General features: G+C 71.6%; 18 protein-coding genes. 14 read left to right on the top strand and 4 right to left on the bottom strand.

The features are described 5' to 3' along the window. The first annotated feature begins 101 nt into the window (after positions 1 to 101). Positions 102 to 998 (top strand): helix-turn-helix domain-containing protein, encoded by an 897-nt coding sequence (locus tag AQJ58_RS14085; RefSeq protein ID WP_234360039.1) that lies wholly within the window; start codon positions 102 to 104, stop codon positions 996 to 998. Beyond that, positions 916 to 1,086 (top strand): DUF397 domain-containing protein, encoded by a 171-nt coding sequence (locus tag AQJ58_RS44390; RefSeq protein WP_234360051.1) that lies wholly within the window; start codon positions 916 to 918, stop codon positions 1,084 to 1,086. The genes AQJ58_RS14085 and AQJ58_RS44390 overlap by 83 nt, the downstream gene beginning before the upstream one ends. 6 nt (positions 1,087 to 1,092) lie before the next feature. On the opposite strand, the gene AQJ58_RS14080 is transcribed toward AQJ58_RS44390, so the two are convergent. Together AQJ58_RS14080 and AQJ58_RS14075 are read right to left on the bottom strand one after the other, a co-directional pair. Continuing rightward, positions 1,093 to 2,487 carry a purine-cytosine permease family protein gene (locus tag AQJ58_RS14080; RefSeq protein WP_067249503.1) on the bottom strand — a complete coding sequence of 465 codons (1,395 nt, stop codon included), beginning with the start codon at positions 2,485 to 2,487 and terminating at the stop codon, positions 1,093 to 1,095. Positions 2,488 to 2,595: 108 nt separating this feature from the next. Continuing rightward, positions 2,596 to 2,973 carry a PLD nuclease N-terminal domain-containing protein gene (locus tag AQJ58_RS14075; protein ID WP_067249500.1) on the bottom strand — a complete coding sequence of 126 codons (378 nt, stop codon included), beginning with the start codon at positions 2,971 to 2,973 and terminating at the stop codon, positions 2,596 to 2,598. An 88-nt stretch (positions 2,974 to 3,061) separates the two neighbouring features. Between AQJ58_RS14075 and AQJ58_RS14070 the strand changes: the two genes are divergently transcribed. The 10 genes from AQJ58_RS14070 to AQJ58_RS14025 all read left to right on the top strand — a co-directional run bounded on the left by AQJ58_RS14070 (position 3,062) and on the right by AQJ58_RS14025 (position 10,745). Continuing rightward, positions 3,062 to 4,519: a menaquinone biosynthesis decarboxylase gene (locus tag AQJ58_RS14070; protein WP_067249497.1), complete on the top strand. Its 1,458-nt coding sequence runs from the start codon at positions 3,062 to 3,064 to the stop codon at positions 4,517 to 4,519. Continuing rightward, entirely contained in the window at positions 4,516 to 5,418 is a 903-nt protein-coding gene (gene mqnP / locus AQJ58_RS14065; RefSeq protein ID WP_067249495.1) for a menaquinone biosynthesis prenyltransferase MqnP, read from the top strand. The genes AQJ58_RS14070 and mqnP overlap by 4 nt, the downstream gene beginning before the upstream one ends. A gap of 67 nt (positions 5,419 to 5,485) precedes the next feature. Continuing rightward, on the top strand, positions 5,486 to 6,142 hold the full coding sequence (locus tag AQJ58_RS14060; RefSeq protein ID WP_067249492.1) for a UbiX family flavin prenyltransferase: 657 nt from the start codon (positions 5,486 to 5,488) through the stop codon (positions 6,140 to 6,142). A gap of 108 nt (positions 6,143 to 6,250) precedes the next feature. After that, on the top strand, positions 6,251 to 6,706 hold the full coding sequence (locus AQJ58_RS14055; RefSeq protein WP_067249489.1) for an Lrp/AsnC family transcriptional regulator: 456 nt from the start codon (positions 6,251 to 6,253) through the stop codon (positions 6,704 to 6,706). A 49-nt stretch (positions 6,707 to 6,755) separates the two neighbouring features. Beyond that, positions 6,756 to 7,919, top strand: a complete 1,164-nt coding sequence (gene mqnE / locus AQJ58_RS14050) for an aminofutalosine synthase MqnE (RefSeq protein WP_067249487.1) — start codon at positions 6,756 to 6,758, stop codon at positions 7,917 to 7,919. Between the two features lie 86 nt (positions 7,920 to 8,005). Beyond that, complete coding sequence (locus tag AQJ58_RS14045; protein WP_067249774.1) at positions 8,006 to 8,659, top strand: UdgX family uracil-DNA binding protein; 654 nt, start codon at positions 8,006 to 8,008, stop codon at positions 8,657 to 8,659. A 16-nt stretch (positions 8,660 to 8,675) separates the two neighbouring features. Beyond that, a complete protein-coding gene (locus tag AQJ58_RS14040; protein ID WP_067249485.1) occupies positions 8,676 to 9,200 on the top strand; it encodes a GNAT family N-acetyltransferase in 525 nt (174 codons plus the stop codon). 96 nt (positions 9,201 to 9,296) lie between these two features. Beyond that, entirely contained in the window at positions 9,297 to 9,620 is a 324-nt protein-coding gene (locus tag AQJ58_RS14035) for a DUF4229 domain-containing protein (RefSeq protein ID WP_067249482.1), read from the top strand. 38 nt (positions 9,621 to 9,658) lie between these two features. Further along, positions 9,659 to 10,321 carry a TetR/AcrR family transcriptional regulator gene (locus tag AQJ58_RS14030; RefSeq protein ID WP_067249479.1) on the top strand — a complete coding sequence of 221 codons (663 nt, stop codon included), beginning with the start codon at positions 9,659 to 9,661 and terminating at the stop codon, positions 10,319 to 10,321. Between the two features lie 70 nt (positions 10,322 to 10,391). Then, positions 10,392 to 10,745, top strand: coding sequence for a hypothetical protein (locus AQJ58_RS14025; RefSeq protein ID WP_067249477.1), 354 nt, complete (start codon positions 10,392 to 10,394; stop codon positions 10,743 to 10,745). Positions 10,746 to 10,768: 23 nt separating this feature from the next. Here the strand turns inward: AQJ58_RS14025 and AQJ58_RS14020 are convergent, their stop codons facing one another. After that, positions 10,769 to 11,665 (bottom strand): MaoC family dehydratase, encoded by an 897-nt coding sequence (locus AQJ58_RS14020; RefSeq protein ID WP_067249474.1) that lies wholly within the window; start codon positions 11,663 to 11,665, stop codon positions 10,769 to 10,771. Then, positions 11,665 to 12,990 (bottom strand): 3-oxoacyl-ACP reductase, encoded by a 1,326-nt coding sequence (locus AQJ58_RS14015; RefSeq protein ID WP_067249472.1) that lies wholly within the window; start codon positions 12,988 to 12,990, stop codon positions 11,665 to 11,667. The genes AQJ58_RS14020 and AQJ58_RS14015 overlap by 1 nt, the downstream gene beginning before the upstream one ends. Before the next feature lie 102 nt (positions 12,991 to 13,092). On the opposite strand from AQJ58_RS14015, the gene AQJ58_RS14010 reads away from it, so the two are divergent. Together AQJ58_RS14010 and AQJ58_RS14005 are read left to right on the top strand one after the other, a co-directional pair. Beyond that, entirely contained in the window at positions 13,093 to 14,451 is a 1,359-nt protein-coding gene (locus AQJ58_RS14010; RefSeq protein WP_079078907.1) for an acetyl-CoA C-acetyltransferase, read from the top strand. A 294-nt stretch (positions 14,452 to 14,745) separates the two neighbouring features. Further along, entirely contained in the window at positions 14,746 to 16,671 is a 1,926-nt protein-coding gene (locus tag AQJ58_RS14005) for an AMP-dependent synthetase/ligase (RefSeq protein ID WP_067249470.1), read from the top strand. Positions 16,672 to 16,723: the final 52 nt, after the last annotated feature.

Raw genomic sequence — 16,723 nt, 5'->3', positions numbered from 1 at the left:
TGGGTGTGTCGAGCGTGGCGGTCGGGCACGGTGCGTATCAATGCCCGGCGTGTGACAAGGGCATCTGTCACGGAGGGGGCGGGGGAAAGGGGGCGAGGAGCGTGACCACCAACGCCGCGCTGTTCGGCGAGCTGTTGCGCCACTTCCGTGAGGGGGCCTCCCTCACGCAGGAGGCGCTGGCGAAGGCGATCCCCTGCGACCGTTCGCTGGTGGCGAGGGTCGAGGCGGGGACGCGGGTGCCGCAGGAGCCGTTCGCCCGGACCTGCGACGCACTGCTGCGGACGGGTGGGGCGTTGGGGCGGTTGTGGGGGCGCATCGACTGGTATCCGCAGGTGGAGCATCCGGACTGGTTCGAGCGCCGGGCTCGGATGGACGCGGAGGCCGTGTCCCTGCGGGCCTATCAGGCACACGTGGTGCCCGGCCTGTTGCAGACCCCCGACTACGCAGCCGCGCTCTTCGCCCGCCGCCTGCCCCACGCCGACGATGTGGACGAGCGCGTCCGGGCCCGACTCAGCCGCCAACAGCGCTTCTACGCCAAGGGTGGGCCGTATTACATCGTCGTGCTGGACGAGAGCTGCCTGCGGCATGTGGTGGGCGGCCGCGAGGTCATGCGGGAGCAGTGCGCCCATCTCCTGCGGGCCGGGGAACTCCCCAACATCCGCATCCAGGTGGTCCCGTCGGGACGTCCCGACATCGACCGGCCCGACACCTCGATGTCGTTGATCAGGCTGCCCGACGGGCACGAGTGGGTGTACTCGGAATCGCTGGACCGCGGCCACTTCAGCGACGATCCGGCCATCTTCCTCGCCCACAGCCAGACCTATGATGTGCTCAGGGCCGATGCACTGTCAGCCGCTGACTCCGCCGCCCTGATCTGCGGCGTGATGGAAGGGTACGGGCACTATGGCGACCTGGATCAAGAGCAGCTACAGCGGGGCCAACGGCGGCGACTGCCTCGAAATCGCCCCCGAGTCCGCCTCCGTCGTCCCCGTCCGTGACAGCAAGACCCCCGACGGCCCCGTGCTCCTCATCAAGCGGAGCGTCTGGGCCGCCTTCGTGGCGTCCCTGGGGTCTGCCGGCCGCTGATGGCGCTCACCCCGCCCGCCGCCCTCGACGGAGCACGGTGTACAGCCCGGCGCTCACCAGCAGACCCACCAGCGGGGTGATGTCCCCGAAGGACGGCCAGTGCGCGGGGACGTACCCGACGTACTTCTCCTGGTTGGAGAAGAGCGGGACCGACACCGCCACGCCGGTCAACAGGGCCACGATTCCCGGGTGGTTGGTGAAGGAGCGGTCGGACAGGCGGGCCGAGAGTTCCTCGTCGGACGCCGTACGGCCCTGGAGCAGCCGGTCCGCCAGGACGACCCCCAGCCACGGCGCCACCCAGTACGCGATGACCAGCAGGAACGCCTCGTACGCCGACCCCGCGTCCGCCAGCGACGCCCAGGCCGCCGCCGTACCGGCCACACCCGAGACCACGACGAGCGTGCTGCGGCTCAGCCAGGCCGGGAGGTTCAGGCCGAGGGCCGTGAGGGAGATCGCGCCGGAGTAGATGTTCAGGGCGTTCGCCGAGATCGCCCCCAGGATGATCGCCAGCAGGACCAGGTCACCGAGCCAGCCGGGGAGATGGCCGGTGAAGGCCGCGGTCGGGGTGGCGTCCTTCGGGGCGGCGATCGTCGCGGAGGCCGCGCCGATGACCGAGACCACGGCCACCGAGAGGAACAGACCGAGCGCCGGGTAGACGGCGGTACGGAGGCGGTCGGCCGTGCGGGGGAGGTAGCGGGAGTAGTCGGCGGCGTACGGGTTCCAGCCCGCCGCGTAGCCCCACGCGGTGGCCGTCGCCAGCAGGAAGCCGCCGATGCCGCCGCCCGAGCCGCCCCCGCCGAGGTCCGCGTGGCCGAAGGTCCACACCCCGGCCAGCAGGAAGACCAGCGCCAGCACGGGGAAGGCGTACTTCTCGAAGACGTGCACGAAGTTGTGGCCGAGGAAGCCGATCAGGATCTCGGCCGCGACCACGAGGAGGAGCGAGGGGAGGGGGCGCAGGCCGGTCAGGGTGTTCAGGGCGAAGGCCGCGCTCACACTGTTCACCGCGAACCAGCCGACGCCCGCGATCAGTCCGTTGGCGGCGGCGGGCAGGATGTTGCCCCGGAAACCGAAGGACAGCCGGCCGACCACCATCTGCGGAACGCCGAAGCGGGGGCCGTCGAGGGAGAGGACGCCCTGGGTGAGAGCGCCGAGGCCGGTGCCGAGGAGCAGGGCCGCGGTCGCCTCCCAGAAGCCCAGGCCGAAGAAGAGCACCGAGATCACGCCGATGTAGACCGTCGCGAACTCGATGTTCGGTGAGGCCCAGGTCCACAGCAGCTGGAGCGGGGAACCGTGGCGCTCGGCCTCGGGGACGGGGTCCGAGCCCGCCGTCTCGACGGCGATGACCTTGTCACCGTAGACCGGGGCGAGGGTGCCGGGGGAGTCGGCGGGAGCAGTCGTCATGCGACGTAAGTGTCCGGTTCCCACCGCTTGCGGCCCACAGGCGCATTGTCCGCTTCGGGAGGCCCGCCGGCGTACAACCTGTAGGGCTCCCCGGGCCGGTACCCTCGCTCAGCCCTCCTTGGGCTCCTCGCCCGACTCGCGGCGCCGCAGTTCCTCCTCGCGCCGGCGCAGGTCGTCCTCCCAGTCCTTCAGGAGCCGCTCGTCGTTCCTGGCCTGCTCGTCCTTCAGCGACTTGAGGAACTCGGGGTTGTCGTCGGGCGCCACCCACGTCCCGCCCCCGGCGCCGCCCCGGCCGGGCACACCGCGCACCTTGCCCGCCACCAGCCAGGCCACGGGACCGACCAGCACCTCGCCGAAGAGCAGGATGATCAGCACCCACACCACCTTCGGCAGGCCCCGCACCTCCTCCTCCGGAGTGTTCAGGCAGTCGATGAACGCGTAGATCCACAGCGCCAGGACCAGCAGGAACGGCAGATACCTGAGCATGGCGGCGGGTTCCCCCAGAAGACGGCGACGGGCCACGGGACGGCCCCGGTGACGGGGTCAGGGTAGCGGGTGGCCGATACTGGGACACATGGCTTACGACGATCTTCGTTCCCTGCTCAGGGCACTGGAGCGGGAAGGCGACCTCAAGCGCGTGAAGGCCGAGGTCGATCCGTATCTGGAGGTCGGGGAGATCGTCGACCGCGTCCAGAAGTCCGGCGGTCCCGCGCTTCTCTTCGAGAACGTGAAGGGCTCGTCGATGCCCCTCGCGATGAACGTCTTCGGCACCGACCGGCGGCTGCTGAAGGCGCTCGGGCTGAAGTCGTACGGCGAGATCAGCGAGAAGATCGGCGGACTGCTGCGGCCCGAGCTGCCGCACGGGTTCGTCGGGGTCCGCGAGGCGTTCGGCAAGCTCGGCGCGATGACCCACGTACCGCCGAAGAAGGTGAAGTCCGGGGACGCCCCCGTGCAGGAGGTCGTCCTGCACGGCGACGACGTCGACCTGGAGCAGCTCCCGGCGCTCTTCACCTGGCCGCAGGACGGCGGCTCGTTCTTCAACCTCGGCCTCACCCACACCAAGGACCCCGAGTCCGGGATCCGCAACCTCGGGCTGTACCGGCTCCAGCGCCACGACCGGCGCACCATCGGCATGCACTGGCAGATCCACAAGGACAGCCGCAACCACTACCAGGTGGCGGCCCGGCGCGGGGAGCGCCTCCCGGTCGCGATCGCCTTCGGCTGCCCGCCCGCCGTGACGTACGCCTCCACCGCGCCGCTGCCCGGCGACATCGACGAGTACCTGTTCGCCGGGTTCCTCGCCGGCAAGCGGATCGAGATGGTCGACTGCAAGACCGTGCCGTTGCAGGTGCCGGCGCAGGCGGAGGTCGTGCTGGAGGGCTGGCTGGAGCCCGGCGAGATGCTCCCCGAGGGCCCCTTCGGCGACCACACCGGCTTCTACACCCCGCAGGAACCGTTCCCCGCGCTGACGATCGACTGCGTCACCATGCGCCGGCGCCCCCTGCTCCAGTCGATCGTCGTCGGCCGCCCGCCGACGGAGGACGGCCCGCTGGGCAAGGCGACCGAGCGGTTCTTCCTGCCGCTGCTGAAGATCATCGTCCCGGACATCGTGGACTACCACCTCCCCGAGGCGGGCGGCTTCCACAACTGCGCGATCGTGTCGATCGACAAGAAGTACCCCAAGCACGCGCAGAAGGTCATGCACGCCATCTGGGGCGCCCACATGATGTCCCTGACCAAGCTGATCGTGGTCGTCGACTCCGACTGCGACGTCCACGATCTGCACGAGGTCGCCTGGCGGGCCCTCGGCAACACGGACTACGCCCGTGACCTGAGCATCGTCGAAGGCCCCGTCGACCATCTCGACCACGCCTCCTACCAGCAGTTCTGGGGCGGCAAGGCGGGCATCGACGCGACGAAGAAGTGGCCCGAGGAGGGTTACACGCGCGACGGGGGCTGGCCGGACATGGTCCTGCCCGACCCCGACACGGCGGCGAAGGTCGACCGCCGCTGGAAGGAGTACGGCCTGTGAGCTCCGCCTCCGCAGCGCTCCCGCAGCCGGGACGCACCAAGGCCTTCCTGCGGCTGGTGATGATCGAGCACTCGGTCTTCGCGCTGCCCTTCGCCTACATCGCCGCGCTGACCGCGATGTTCCAGCTCGACCGGAACATCCACTGGGCGCGGCTGCTCCTGGTGACGATCTGCATGGTCGGCCTGCGCACCTTCGCCATGGCCGTCAACCGGATCATCGACCGCGAGATCGACGCCCGCAACCCGCGCACGGCCCAGCGTGAGCTGGTCACCGGGGCGATGTCCGTGAAGCACGCCTGGACCGGCGCGCTGATCGCGGTGGCCGTCTTCCTCGGCTCGGCGGCGCTGCTCAACCCGCTCTGCCTCGCCCTCGCGCCGGTCGCGGTGATCCCGATGGTGGTCTACCCCTACGGGAAGCGCTTCACGAACTTCCCGCAGGCCATCCTGGGGCTCGCCCAGGCGATGGGGCCGGTCGGCGGCTGGCTGGCCATCACCGGCGAGTGGTCCTGGGACGCGGTCGTCCTCGGTCTCGCCGTCGGGATCTGGATCGGCGGCTTCGACCTGATCTACGCCTGCCAGGACGTCGAGACCGACCGCGCGATCGGCGTCATGTCGGTCCCGGCCCGCTTCGGCATCCCCGCGGCCGTCCGGGCCGCGCGCGTCTGCCACGCCGTCACCACGGCCCTGTTCGTCTGGTACGCCGTCACCACCGGCGCCGGTGCCTTCTTCTGGCTCGGACTGGTGATCGTCGCGGGTGCCTTCGTCTACGAGCACACCATCGTGCGCCCCCATGATCTGTCCCGTCTGAACAGGGCGTTCTTCTCGACGAACGGTTTCATCGGGATCAGCCTGTTCGTCTGTGCGCTCGCCGACCTCCTGATGCGTGGGCTCAGGGTGTAGGTCCCGTCCTGAAGACCCTGCTGCCCACCGGTACGCTCAAGGTGTGAACGCAGGAGAAACGCAGCGCGTGCCTTGGATCGTGGGGGTGTCCGGGGCCTCCGGTACGCCGTACGCCGCCGCGGTGCTGCGGGCGCTGCTCGCCGGGGGCGAGAGCGTGGACCTGGTGGTCAGCCGGGCCTCGCGGCTCACCCTGCTCGACGAGACCCGGATCTCCTTCCGGGACGCGCACTGGCGGGACGACCTGCGGGAATGGCTCGGGCAGGGGGCCGACGGCAAGCCGGGCACCTTCGACGCCGACGTCAGCGCGGTGCGGTACTGGGCCGCCGGGGACCTGGCGGCGGGCCCGTCCTCGGGGTCGTACCGCACCAAGGGGATGATCATCGTTCCGGCCTCGACCGCCTGTGTCGCCGGGGTCGCGCTCGGGCTGTCCAAGGACCTGCTCCAGCGGGCCGCCTCCGTCACGCTCAAGGAACGCCGGCCGCTCGTCGTCGCCGTGCGGGAGACCCCGCTGAACGGGCAGACCCTGCGCCAGCTGGTGACCCTGGACGACCTGGGCGCCGCCGTGGTCCCGGCCTCGCCCGCCTTCTACGCGGGCGCCACCCACATCCAGGACCTGGTCGACTTCGTCGCCGGGCGGGTGCTCGACGCGGCGGGGGTCGCGCACGGGCTCTACCGCCGGTGGGAGGGCGAACTGGGCGGGGGATCCGGAACCCGGGACGCCTGAGCGGCATCGTCATCAGTACGTCGCAGTACGTCGCAGTGCGTCGCAGTACACGCAGTAGTCGCAGTACCTCTTAGTACCTCTCATCACTTCAGGAAGGCTTCGATTCGCATGGACGCGGTGGACAGGCAGCTCATCCAGGCCCTGCGGGAGAACGGCCGGGCCTCCTACGCGGAGCTGGGGCGCCTCGTCGGCCTGTCGGGACCCAGCGTCACCGACCGCATCAACCGGCTGGAGGCGGCCGGTGTCATCACCGGTTATCGCGCCACGGTGAACGCCGCCCAGCTCGGCCTCGGCGTCACCGCCCTCATCGGCATCTCCCTCTCCGACGCCGCCGACCACGAGGAGGTGGCGAGCCGGCTGAGGGACTTCAGCGAGATCGAGGACTGCTGGTTCATCGCCGGCGACGACTCGTTCATGCTCAAGGTGCGGGCGAACGACGTGGACGGCCTGGAGAAGATCATCAGGCGGCTGTCGGGGACCAAGGGCGTCTCCCGGACCCGTACCACCATCGTGCTCTCCACGAAGTGGGAGAACCGGGTCGGGGAGCTTCCCGAGGAGGTGTGAAGCGGTAGGCGTACGGTTGGTCAGTCGCTGGTCGAGGAAAGGTGTGGGCATGGACGTCGGGCTCAAGCGCGAGCTGGAGGAGAAGGTCAGGGCCGGTGAGCGGCTGACCCGCGAGGACGGCATCGCGCTGTACGAGTCGGACGACCTCGCGTGGCTCGGCGGCCTCGCCCACGAGGTGCGCACCCGCAAGAACGGCGACGTGGTGCACTTCAACGTCAACCGGCACCTCAACATGACCAACGTGTGCACCGCCTCCTGCGCCTACTGCTCCTTCCAGCGCAAGCCGGGCGAGAAGGACGCGTACACGATGCGCATCGAGGAGGCGGTGAAGCTCGCCAAGGCGATGGAGAGCGAGAACCTCACCGAGCTGCACATCGTCAACGGCCTGCACCCGAACCTGCCGTGGCGCTACTACCCGCGCTCGCTGCGGGAACTGAAGGCGGCTCTGCCGGACGTCTCCCTGAAGGCCTTCACGGCCACCGAGATCCACCACTTCGAGACGATCTCCGGGCTGTCGGCCTCGGAGATCCTCGACGAGCTGATCGACGCGGGTCTGGAGTCCCTCACCGGCGGCGGCGCGGAGATCTTCGACTGGGAGGTCCGGCAGCACATCGTGGACCACCGCACCCACTGGGAGGACTGGTCCCGCATCCACCGCCTGGCGCACGAGAAGGGTCTCAAGACCCCGTGCACCATGCTGTACGGCCACATCGAGGAGCCCCGCCACCGCGTCGACCACGTGCTGCGCCTGCGTGAGCTCCAGGACGAGACGAACGGCTTCCAGGTCTTCATCCCGCTGCGCTACCAGCACGACTTCGTGGACATGAAGGACGGCAAGGTCCGCAACCGGCTCCAGGCGCGCACCCAGATGGCGACCGGCGCGGAGGCCCTGAAGACCTTCGCGGTCTCCCGGCTGCTGTTCGACAACGTCCCGCACGTCAAGGTCTTCTGGGTCATGCACGGCGTCCAGACCGCGCAGCTCGCGCTCCAGCACGGCGCGGACGACATGGACGGCTCGGTCGTCGAGTACAAGATCACCCACGACGCCGACAACTACGGCACCCCCAACAAGCTGACCCGCGAGGACCTCCTCGACCTCATCCGCGACGCGGGCTTCCGCCCGGTGGAGCGGAACACGCGGTACGAGATCATCCGCGAGTACGACGGCCCGGACCCCCTGCGCCGGGAGTCGCCGCAGCCGATGCGGGTCTGACCTCGCCTGCGGGCCGTGGGGGGCCGGTGGGACGGTTCCCCGCGCCCCTCGGGTTGGACCCGGTGGCCCCGGGTTACTCGGAGGCCGTGAGTTCCCGCGCCGAAGCCCCGGAGGACGCCTACACGGCGGCCCCCTTCGTCCCCGACCACGCAGGGCTGACCGCCCTGCGCCGGGCGGCCGCCGGCTGCCGCGGCTGTCCCCTGCACCGGGACGCCACCCAGACGGTCTTCGGCGCGGGCTCCGCCCACGCCCGCCTGATGCTCGTCGGCGAACAGCCCGGCGACCAGGAGGACCGCCGGGGCAGACCGTTCGTCGGCCCCGCCGGAAAGCTCCTGGACCGCGCGCTGGAGGAAGCCGGCCTGGACCCCGCGGACGCGTACGTCACCAACGCCGTGAAGCACTTCAAGTTCACGCGGGCCGAACCCCGCAAGCGCCGTATCCACAAGGCCCCCACCCTGCGGGAGGCGACCGCGTGCGGGCCCTGGCTCGCGGCCGAGCTGGCGGTCGTCGGCCCGGAACTGATCGTCGTGCTCGGCGCCACCGCCGGCAAGGCACTGCTCGGCTCCTCGTTCCGGGTGACCGAGGTGCGCGGGACGGTCCTCGAGGAGGAGATCCACGGACGCCGGGAGCGGCTGGTGCCGACGGTGCACCCGTCGTCGGTCCTGCGCGCCGACGACCGGGAGGCCGCCTACCGGGGACTGGTCGCGGATCTGGAAGTGGCGGCACGGGCCCTGGCGTAAGCGGTAACATGCCCAGGTGGCCCTTACCTTCACTCTCGATCCGACCGTCGACCCCGTCCTGCGCGACGGTCTGCTCGACCTGTGGACCGACGTCTCCAACGCGGGCGGGGCCGTCGGGTTCGTGCCGCCGGTGGGGCGTGAGGAGGTGCGGCCGGAGCTGGTGAAGCACCTCGTGGCCATGGCCGAGGGGCGCCACCGGCTGCTCGTCGGGCGGGACGGGTCCGGCGAGGTGGCCGCGACCGCGTTCTTCGCCTTCAACACGCACCGGCTGATGACCCACTGGGTGTGGCTCTACACGGTGATGGTGCACCCCCGCCACCAGGGCAAGGGCTACGGCCGCGACCTGCTGGCGGCCGCCGCCGACGCCGCGCGCGGCTTCGGCGGCATCGACGCGATCCGGCTCACCTGCCGGGGCGGACTCGGCCTGGAGCGGTTCTACGGCTCCTGCGGCTACCGTGAGGCCGGCCGGGTCCCCGGCGCCATCCGGGTCGCTCCCGGCGACGACCGCGACGACATCACCATGCTGCTGCCGCTCACCTGAGCGCCCGCACCCCCGTGCAGGACCGGCGGCCCGGCGTGCTTCACTGGACGACGGCCCCTTTTGGGGCCCTTTCGGGACAAGGAAGAGTGGATTGAGATGCTGCGCTACACGCTGATGCGCCTCGGCGTCTTCGCCGGCTGCCTCCTGGCCGTCTGGGGCCTGGTCTACGTCGGTGTCCTGCCGCGCGGCCTCGGCGACTCCAACGGCATGTGGATCGTCCTGCTCGCGCTGGTCGTCTCCGCGCCCATCAGCTTCGTCGTCCTGCGCGCGGAGCGCGACCGCGCCTCGGTGAGCGTCGTGCAGCGGGTGGACCGGATGAAGGCCAACCTGGAGGCCAACCGCACCCAGGAGGACGAGGCGGTCGACGCGGCCGAGACGCAGGCCCCGTCCCCGTCCCCGGCCCAGAGTCAGCCCTCCTGACGGAGTTCACTCGCGGCCGGTCCAACTAGGCTGGCCCCATGGGTGCCGTGAAGACCAAACGGATGCCACGCGCGGTCCGTGAGCAGCAGATGCTGGACGCCGCCGTCGAGATCTTCGGGCAGCGGGGGTACATGGCCGCGTCCATGGACGAGATCGCCGAACTGGCGGGCGTCTCCAAGCCGTTGGTGTACCTGTACCTGAACTCCAAGGAAGACCTCTTCACCGCCTGCATCCGCCGTGAGGCGAGGGCGCTGGTGGACGCGGTGCGGTCCGGTGTCCGTACCGATCTGCCGGCCGACCGCCGGCTCTGGGACGGTCTGCTGGCGTTCTTCGTGCACACCGCCGCCCATCCGCACGCCTGGTCCGTCGTGCACCTCCAGGCCCGCACCCACGGCGAGGCCTTCGCCGCCGAGGCCGCCGCGATGCGCGAGGAGATCGTCGCCTTCGTCACCCACCTCATAGCCGTGGGGGCCCGCGAGGCCCATCGGGACCCCGATCTTCCCGAGCGGGAGGTCGCCGGGCTCGCCGAGGCGCTCGTCGGCGCGGCCGAGTCGCTCGCCGTCTGGGCCAACGCCACCGAGGGCGTCACGGCCCGGCAGGCGGCGGCCACCCTGATGAACTTCGCGTGGGCGGGGCTGGGCGACCTGACGCAGGGCCGGTCCTGGTCCCCGCCACCCGCCGACGACGTGTCCCTCACATGACACCTGTCATGCGGGACGCGGGACGCGCGGCACTGGGCCGCCCCCACCCGCAGCTCCTACCGTTCTTCCCATGACGAAGCCCAGCGCGGACCAGACGCAGAAGACGGACCTCAAGATCAGCCTCATCGGCGGTCACCGGCTCGACGGCGCCACCCTGCACGAGCGCACCCTGACCGTCTCCCTCGTCGGCGGAGCCGATGTCGACCTGACGGACGTGGACATCCCGGACGGCGCCGAGCTGCGGATCACCAAGCTGAGCCTCATCGGCGGCGTCTCCCTCAAGGTCCGCCCCGACGTCCGGGTGGAGGTCCGGGGCCTGCGCCTCGGCGGCGTCCGCGACACGGGCCCCACCGAGCCGAACGGCCCGACCGTCCGCATCGACGCCTGGGGCCTGGTCGGCGGAGTCTCGGTCGTCCGTCCCTGACCCGCCTGACCCGCCTCAGCCGCTCAGAACGTCAGCCGGTCCACCCGTCCGCTCACATGGAGCCGCGCCGCCGCCTCCCCCGTCCCGCGCAGCTCGAACCGTACGCCGTCCGAGGCGAACGCCACCGTCCCCGGCAGCAGCACCGGCGCCCGGAACTCCGCCCGGGCGCGCACGGCCGGCGGGGTGCCGTGGGCGGCGAGACAGCGGGCCACGGTCCACATGCCGTGGGCGATGGCGCGCGGGAAACCGAAGAGGCGCGCGGTGAGCGGGTGCAGGTGGATGGGGTTGCGGTCGCCGGAGGCGGCCCCGTAACGCCGGCCGATGTCGGCGGCGAGCCGCCACTCGTCGAGCAGGGGCAGGGGCAGGGGCGGTGTGGCCCCGGGCTCCGACGCGGCCGGCGGAGCCGACGACTCCCGCCCGGTGCGGTGCCGGGCCAGATACGTGCTCGTCGACTCCCATACGACGGCGTCCGCCTCGCCTACGGCGTCCGCCTCCCGCAGCCGCGTCACCACGAACGCCTCCGTGCCGCGCCGGTGCGGCGCCAACCGGTCGACGTACACGCAGAGTTCGTACCTCCCGGCGGCGGCGGCGAGCGGCCGGTGCCGGGTGATGTCGATCGAGGTGTGGACGAGACCGAGCACCGGGAGCGGGAAGTCCCGGCCGCTCATCAGGCTCATGGCCAGCGGGAAGCCCAGCACATGCGGGTAGGTGAGCGGCAGGGCGTCCTCGCCGGTGGCGAAGCCGCACACCCGCTCGTAGGCCGCCAGCCGGGTGAGGTCGACCCGCAGTTCGGGCAGGACCAGCCGGGGGCCGGTGAAGTCGGCGCCGGGCGCGGGCCGTTTGAACGGCGAGCGCAGCGCCCCGCGGGCCAGCAGCGGGACGAGGGCGGGGGAGGAGGAGAGGGTCGTGACCGCCGCCATCACGCCCCCAGCAGGCTCTGGCCGCACACCCGTACGACCTGTCCGTTGACCGAGCCGGACGCCGGGTGCGCGAGCCAGGCGGTGGTCTCGGCGACATCGGCGGGCAGCCCGCCCTGCGCGAGGGAGTTCATCCGGCGGCCCGCCTCCCGGATGAACAGCGGCACCGCGGCCGTCATCTTCGTCTCGATGAAGCCGGGGGCGACCGCGTTCACCGTCACCCCGTGCTCGGCGAGCGCGCGCGGCGCGAGGGCCCGGACCAGCCCGGCCACGCCCGCCTTGCTCGCGCCGTAGTTGGTCTGCCCCGCGTTGCCCGCCAGCCCGGCGATGGAGGCGGTCGCCACGATCCGCCCGCCGGTGCGCAGGGTGCCCTTGGCGAGCAGTGCGTCGGTGGTGCGCAGCACGCTCGCGAGGTTGACGTCGAGGACCGAACTCCAGCGCTCGGCGGGCATGTTGACCAGTCGGCGGTCGCGGGTGACGCCCGCGTTGTGGATCAGCAGATCGAGTCCGTCCGGGAGTTCGGCGGCGATCCGCTCGCCCGCGTCGGCGGCCGTGATGTCGAGGGCGAGGGCCCGTCCGCCCAGCCGTTCGGCGACCCGCCGGGCGTCCTGCTCGGCCTGCGGGACGTCGAGGACGACGACCTCGGCGCCGTCCCTGGCGAGGGTCTCGGCGACGGCCTCGCCGATGCCGCGCGCGCCGCCCGTGACGAGGGCGGTGCGGCCGGCCAGGGGGAGGTCCGGGAAGTCGTGGGGACGCTCGGGGAGGTCTTGGGAGGGCTGCTGCCGCGCGCCGACCTCGATGACCTGGCCGCTGACGTAGGCCGACTTGGGGGAGAGGAGGAAGCGCAGGGTGGACTCGGCGGCGGCCGCGTCGGTGAGCCGCAGGAGGTTCACGGTCCGGCCGCGGCCGATCTCCTTGCCGAGGGAGCGGGTGAATCCCTCCAGGGCCTGCTGCACGGCCGCCCGGTGATGGTCGTCGTCCGCGTCGAGGGGGGAGCCGAGGACCACGATCCGGCCGCTCGCCGCGACCGACCGGACCACCGGGTGCAGGGCCGCGTGCACCTCGGCGAGGGTGTCGACGTCCCGCACCCCGGTCGCGTCCAGGACCACGGCGGCGGGGTCGGCGGTGCCGAGGGGGAGACCGGTGCGGGCGAGGACCGGAGTGAGGTCGAGGGCGGACGTCCCGGCCGTAAGGTGATGCAAGGCGCCTGTGAGGAACGGACGTTCGGGTGAGAAGCGCCTGAGCGCGGCCGGCTGCGGAAGCCCGAGCCGTCGGGTGAGGAAGCGGCCGGGTGCGGTGGCGGTGAAACTCAGATAGCGGTCGGCCATGTTCGTCTCGTCTCCCACGGGCTCGGCTGACTGAAAAAGTTGCTTACTCCGGAGTAAGGTTACCCGGGGTAAGTCTAGGTCAAGGGTGAGGAGCAGGTCGAGATGAGTACCTCGGAGCCGTCGCGGGCGAGTACCTCGGAGCCGTCGAAGGTGACCTATCTGAGGGGCGCGCGCAAACCCGCGTTCGAACCCCCGCGCGCCCGCCGCGTCGCGGTGATCGGCGGCAGCCGGACCCCCTTCGCCCGTGCCGACGGCCCCTACGCCACCGCCTCCAACCAGGAGATGCTCACGGCGGCGGTCAACGGCCTGGCCACCCGCTACGGGCTCGACGTGCCCGGGGTCGTCGGCGAGGTCGTCGCCGGCGCCGTCCTCAAGCACAGCCGCGACTTCAACCTCACCCGGGAGACCGTCCTCGGCTCCAGGCTCGACCCGCGCACCCCCGCCTACGACATCCAGCAGGCCTGCGGCACCGGCCTCCAGGCCGTCATCGCCGCCGCCAACAAGATCGCCCTCGGCCAGACCGAGTCGGCCGTCGCGGGCGGCGCCGACACCGCGAGCGACGCCCCGCTCGGCGTCAACGACGCACTGCGCCGCATCCTGCTCCAGGCCCGCCGCGCCCGGACGACCGCCGGCCGCCTGGGGGCCCTCGCCCGGATCCGCCCCTCCCACCTGGTCCCCGACATCCCGCGCAACGCCGAACCCCGCACCGGCCTGTCCATGGGCGAGCACGCGGCGGTCACCGCCCGCGCCTGGGGCATCGAGCGCGAGGCCCAGGACGAACTGGCCGCGACCAGCCACCAGCGGCTCGCAGCCGCGTACGAACGGGGTTTCTTCGGCGACCTGGTCGTCCCCTTCCGCGAGCTGACCCGCGACCAGAACCTGCGCCCGGACTCCACCGTGGAGAAACTCGCCACGCTGAAGCCGGTGTTCGGCACCGACGGGCCGAACCCCACCATGACGGCGGGCAATTCGACCCCCCTCACCGACGGCGCGGCGGTCGTCCTGCTCGCCTCCGAGGAGTGGGCCGAGGTCCGGGGCCTGGAACCGCTCGCCTACCTCACGGTGTACGAGACGGCGGCCGTCGACTTCGTCCACGGCGACGTCGGCAAGGGGGAGGACGGCCTGCTGATGGCCCCCGCCTACGCCGTGCCGCGCATGCTGGAGCGGGCCGGTCTCGGCATCGAGGACTTCGACCTGGTGGAGGTCCACGAGGCCTTCGCCTCCCAGGTGCTGGCCACGCTCGCCGCCTGGGAGAAGCAGGGCCTGGCCCCGGTGGACCGCGACAAGCTCAACGTCGCCGGCTCCTCCCTCGCCACCGGCCACCCCTTCGCCGCCACCGGCGCCCGGATCGTCGCGACCCTGGCCAAACTGCTCGCGGAACGGGGAGTCCCGGGACGGGGGCTGATCTCGATCTGCGCGGCGGGCGGACAGGGCGTCACGGCCGTGCTCGAACGCCCCTGATCAGCCGCCGGAAACCGGTCGAGCCGGAGGTCGGGGCGAAGGTCGAGCCGAGGTCGGGGCGGAGGTCGGGGCGGGAACCTGAACGCCTGTCACATCACCCCCGACATTGCACAGCCCTGACCCCGGATCATCCCCGAACACGCACAAGCCCCCCACGCCAACGCCGTACGATCCCCTACCTAATCGTCGGTAACCCCTTTCTTCGGGGCCATCCAGATGAACGCCTCCATACCCGAGGCACGTACGTCTGTGCAGCAAGCAGTTCTTTCGCGCTGCACGCCAAGGGAGCCGCCCGTGTCCACGCCCTACGCCACCTCGAGCGACTTCGCCGACGCTCCCCCCGCCCTCGTGGAACCCGAGACGCGCCGGCTGGACGGTCATGTACGCGAGGCCGCGGTACCGGCGTTCGCCCAGCCGGTCACCCACGGCTCCCTCGCCGACCTGCCCTACGACAACGCCGCCGCCGCCCCGCAGGCGGTCGTCCTCAGCCGCAAGGAGCCGGACGCCGCCTGGACCGACGTCACGGCCGAGGACTTCGCCACCCAGGTGCACGCGGTGGCCAAGGGGCTGATCGGGGAAGGGCTGATGCCCGGCGACCGGATCGCCATCATGGCCCGTACGACGTACGAGTGGACGCTGCTCGACTTCGCCGCCTGGGCGGCCGGCCTGGTCACCGTCCCCATCTACCCCACCTCCTCGGTCTTCCAGACCCGCTGGATCCTCCAGGACTCCGGCGCGGTCGCCCTGATCACCGAGACCCTCGGCCAGGCCGCCGCCCTCGGCCCCGAGCGCGACCGGCTGCCCGACCTCCAGCACATGTGGGTGATGGAGAAGGGGCACGTGGAGCGCCTCGGCGAGGCCGGTGTCCACGTCCCCGACGGCGAAGTGGCGGTACGGCGCGGGGTGCTCGGCCCCGACACCCTCGCCACCCTCATCTACACCTCCGGCACCACCGGCCGCCCCAAGGGGTGCGCGCTCACCCACGGCAACTTCTTCGCCGAGGTCGACAACGCGATCGAACTCCTCTACCCGGTCTTCAAGTCGAAGGGCGACACCCGGGGCGAGGACCTCTCCGTCCTCCTCTTCCTGCCCATGTCCCACGTCTTCGGCCGGATGGTGGCGATCGCCTGCATCCGGGCCCGGGTCCGCCTCGGCCACGCCCCGAGCCTGAAGGCCGACGACCTCCTCCCGGACCTGGCCGCCTTCAGACCCACCTGTCTGCTCTCCATCCCCTACATGCTGGAGAAGGTGTTCAACACGGCCCGGGCGAAGGCCGAGGCGGGTGGCCGCCTCACCACCTTCGACCGGGCCGTGTCCGTCGCCCGCCGTTACGGCGAGGCCGTCGAGGCCCAGAAGACCGGCACCGGCTCCGGCCCCGGCGCCGCCCTGCGGGCCGCCCGCACCTTCTACGACCCGCTGGTCTACCGCCGTATCCGCAACGCCATGGGCGGCAGGGTCCGCCACGCCATCTGCGGCGGCTCCCCACTGGGCCGCCGCCTCTCCTCGTTCTACCTGGGCGCGGGCATCGAGATCTACGAGGGCTACGGCCTCACGGAGACGACCGGCGCGTCCACGGTCACCCCGCCCCTCAAACCCCGCCTGGGCACGGTCGGCTGGCCGCTGCCCGGCACGAAGATCCGGATAGCCGCCGACGGCGAGATCCTCATCGCCGGCGACCACGTCCTGCGCGGCTACTGGGACCCCGCGGCGGGCGGAGTCGTCCCCGCCGCCCCCGACGGCTGGCTGCCGACGGGCGACCTGGGCGCACTGGACGACGAGGGCTACCTCACGATCACCGGCCGCAAGAAGGAAATGATCATCACTGCGGGCGGCAAGAGCGTGGCCCCCGCCCCCCTGGAGAACTGGCTCCGCTCCCACCCCCTGATCTCCCAGGCCCTGGTCCTCGGCGACGACCGCCCCTACGTCTCCGCCCTCCTGACCCTCGACCCCGACGGCCTCACCCACTGGCGCAACATGAACGGCAAGCACCCGGTCCCGGTGGAACTGCTGGTCGGCGACGAGGAGTTGTACGCCGTACTCCAGCGCGCGATCGACGAGGCCAACAAACTGGTCTCCCGCCCGGAGTCCATCCGCCGCTTCACCGTCCTCCCGGTGGACTTCACCGAGAGGGCGGGCCACCTCACCCCCTCGATGAAACTCCGCCGCGAAACGATCCTGCGCGACTTCTCGGAGGAGGTGGAGGGGCTGTACCCGCAGTAGGAAAGGCACAGCGTTCCGCGACAACCGGGGCAACACGCATAGGCCCGTCCCC

It is taken from the genome of Streptomyces sp. DSM 15324, assembly GCF_001514285.1.
In the GTDB taxonomy this organism is placed as follows: Bacteria; Actinomycetota; Actinomycetes; order Streptomycetales; family Streptomycetaceae; genus Streptomyces.
This window is presented reverse-complemented; position numbering and strand designations above follow the sequence as displayed.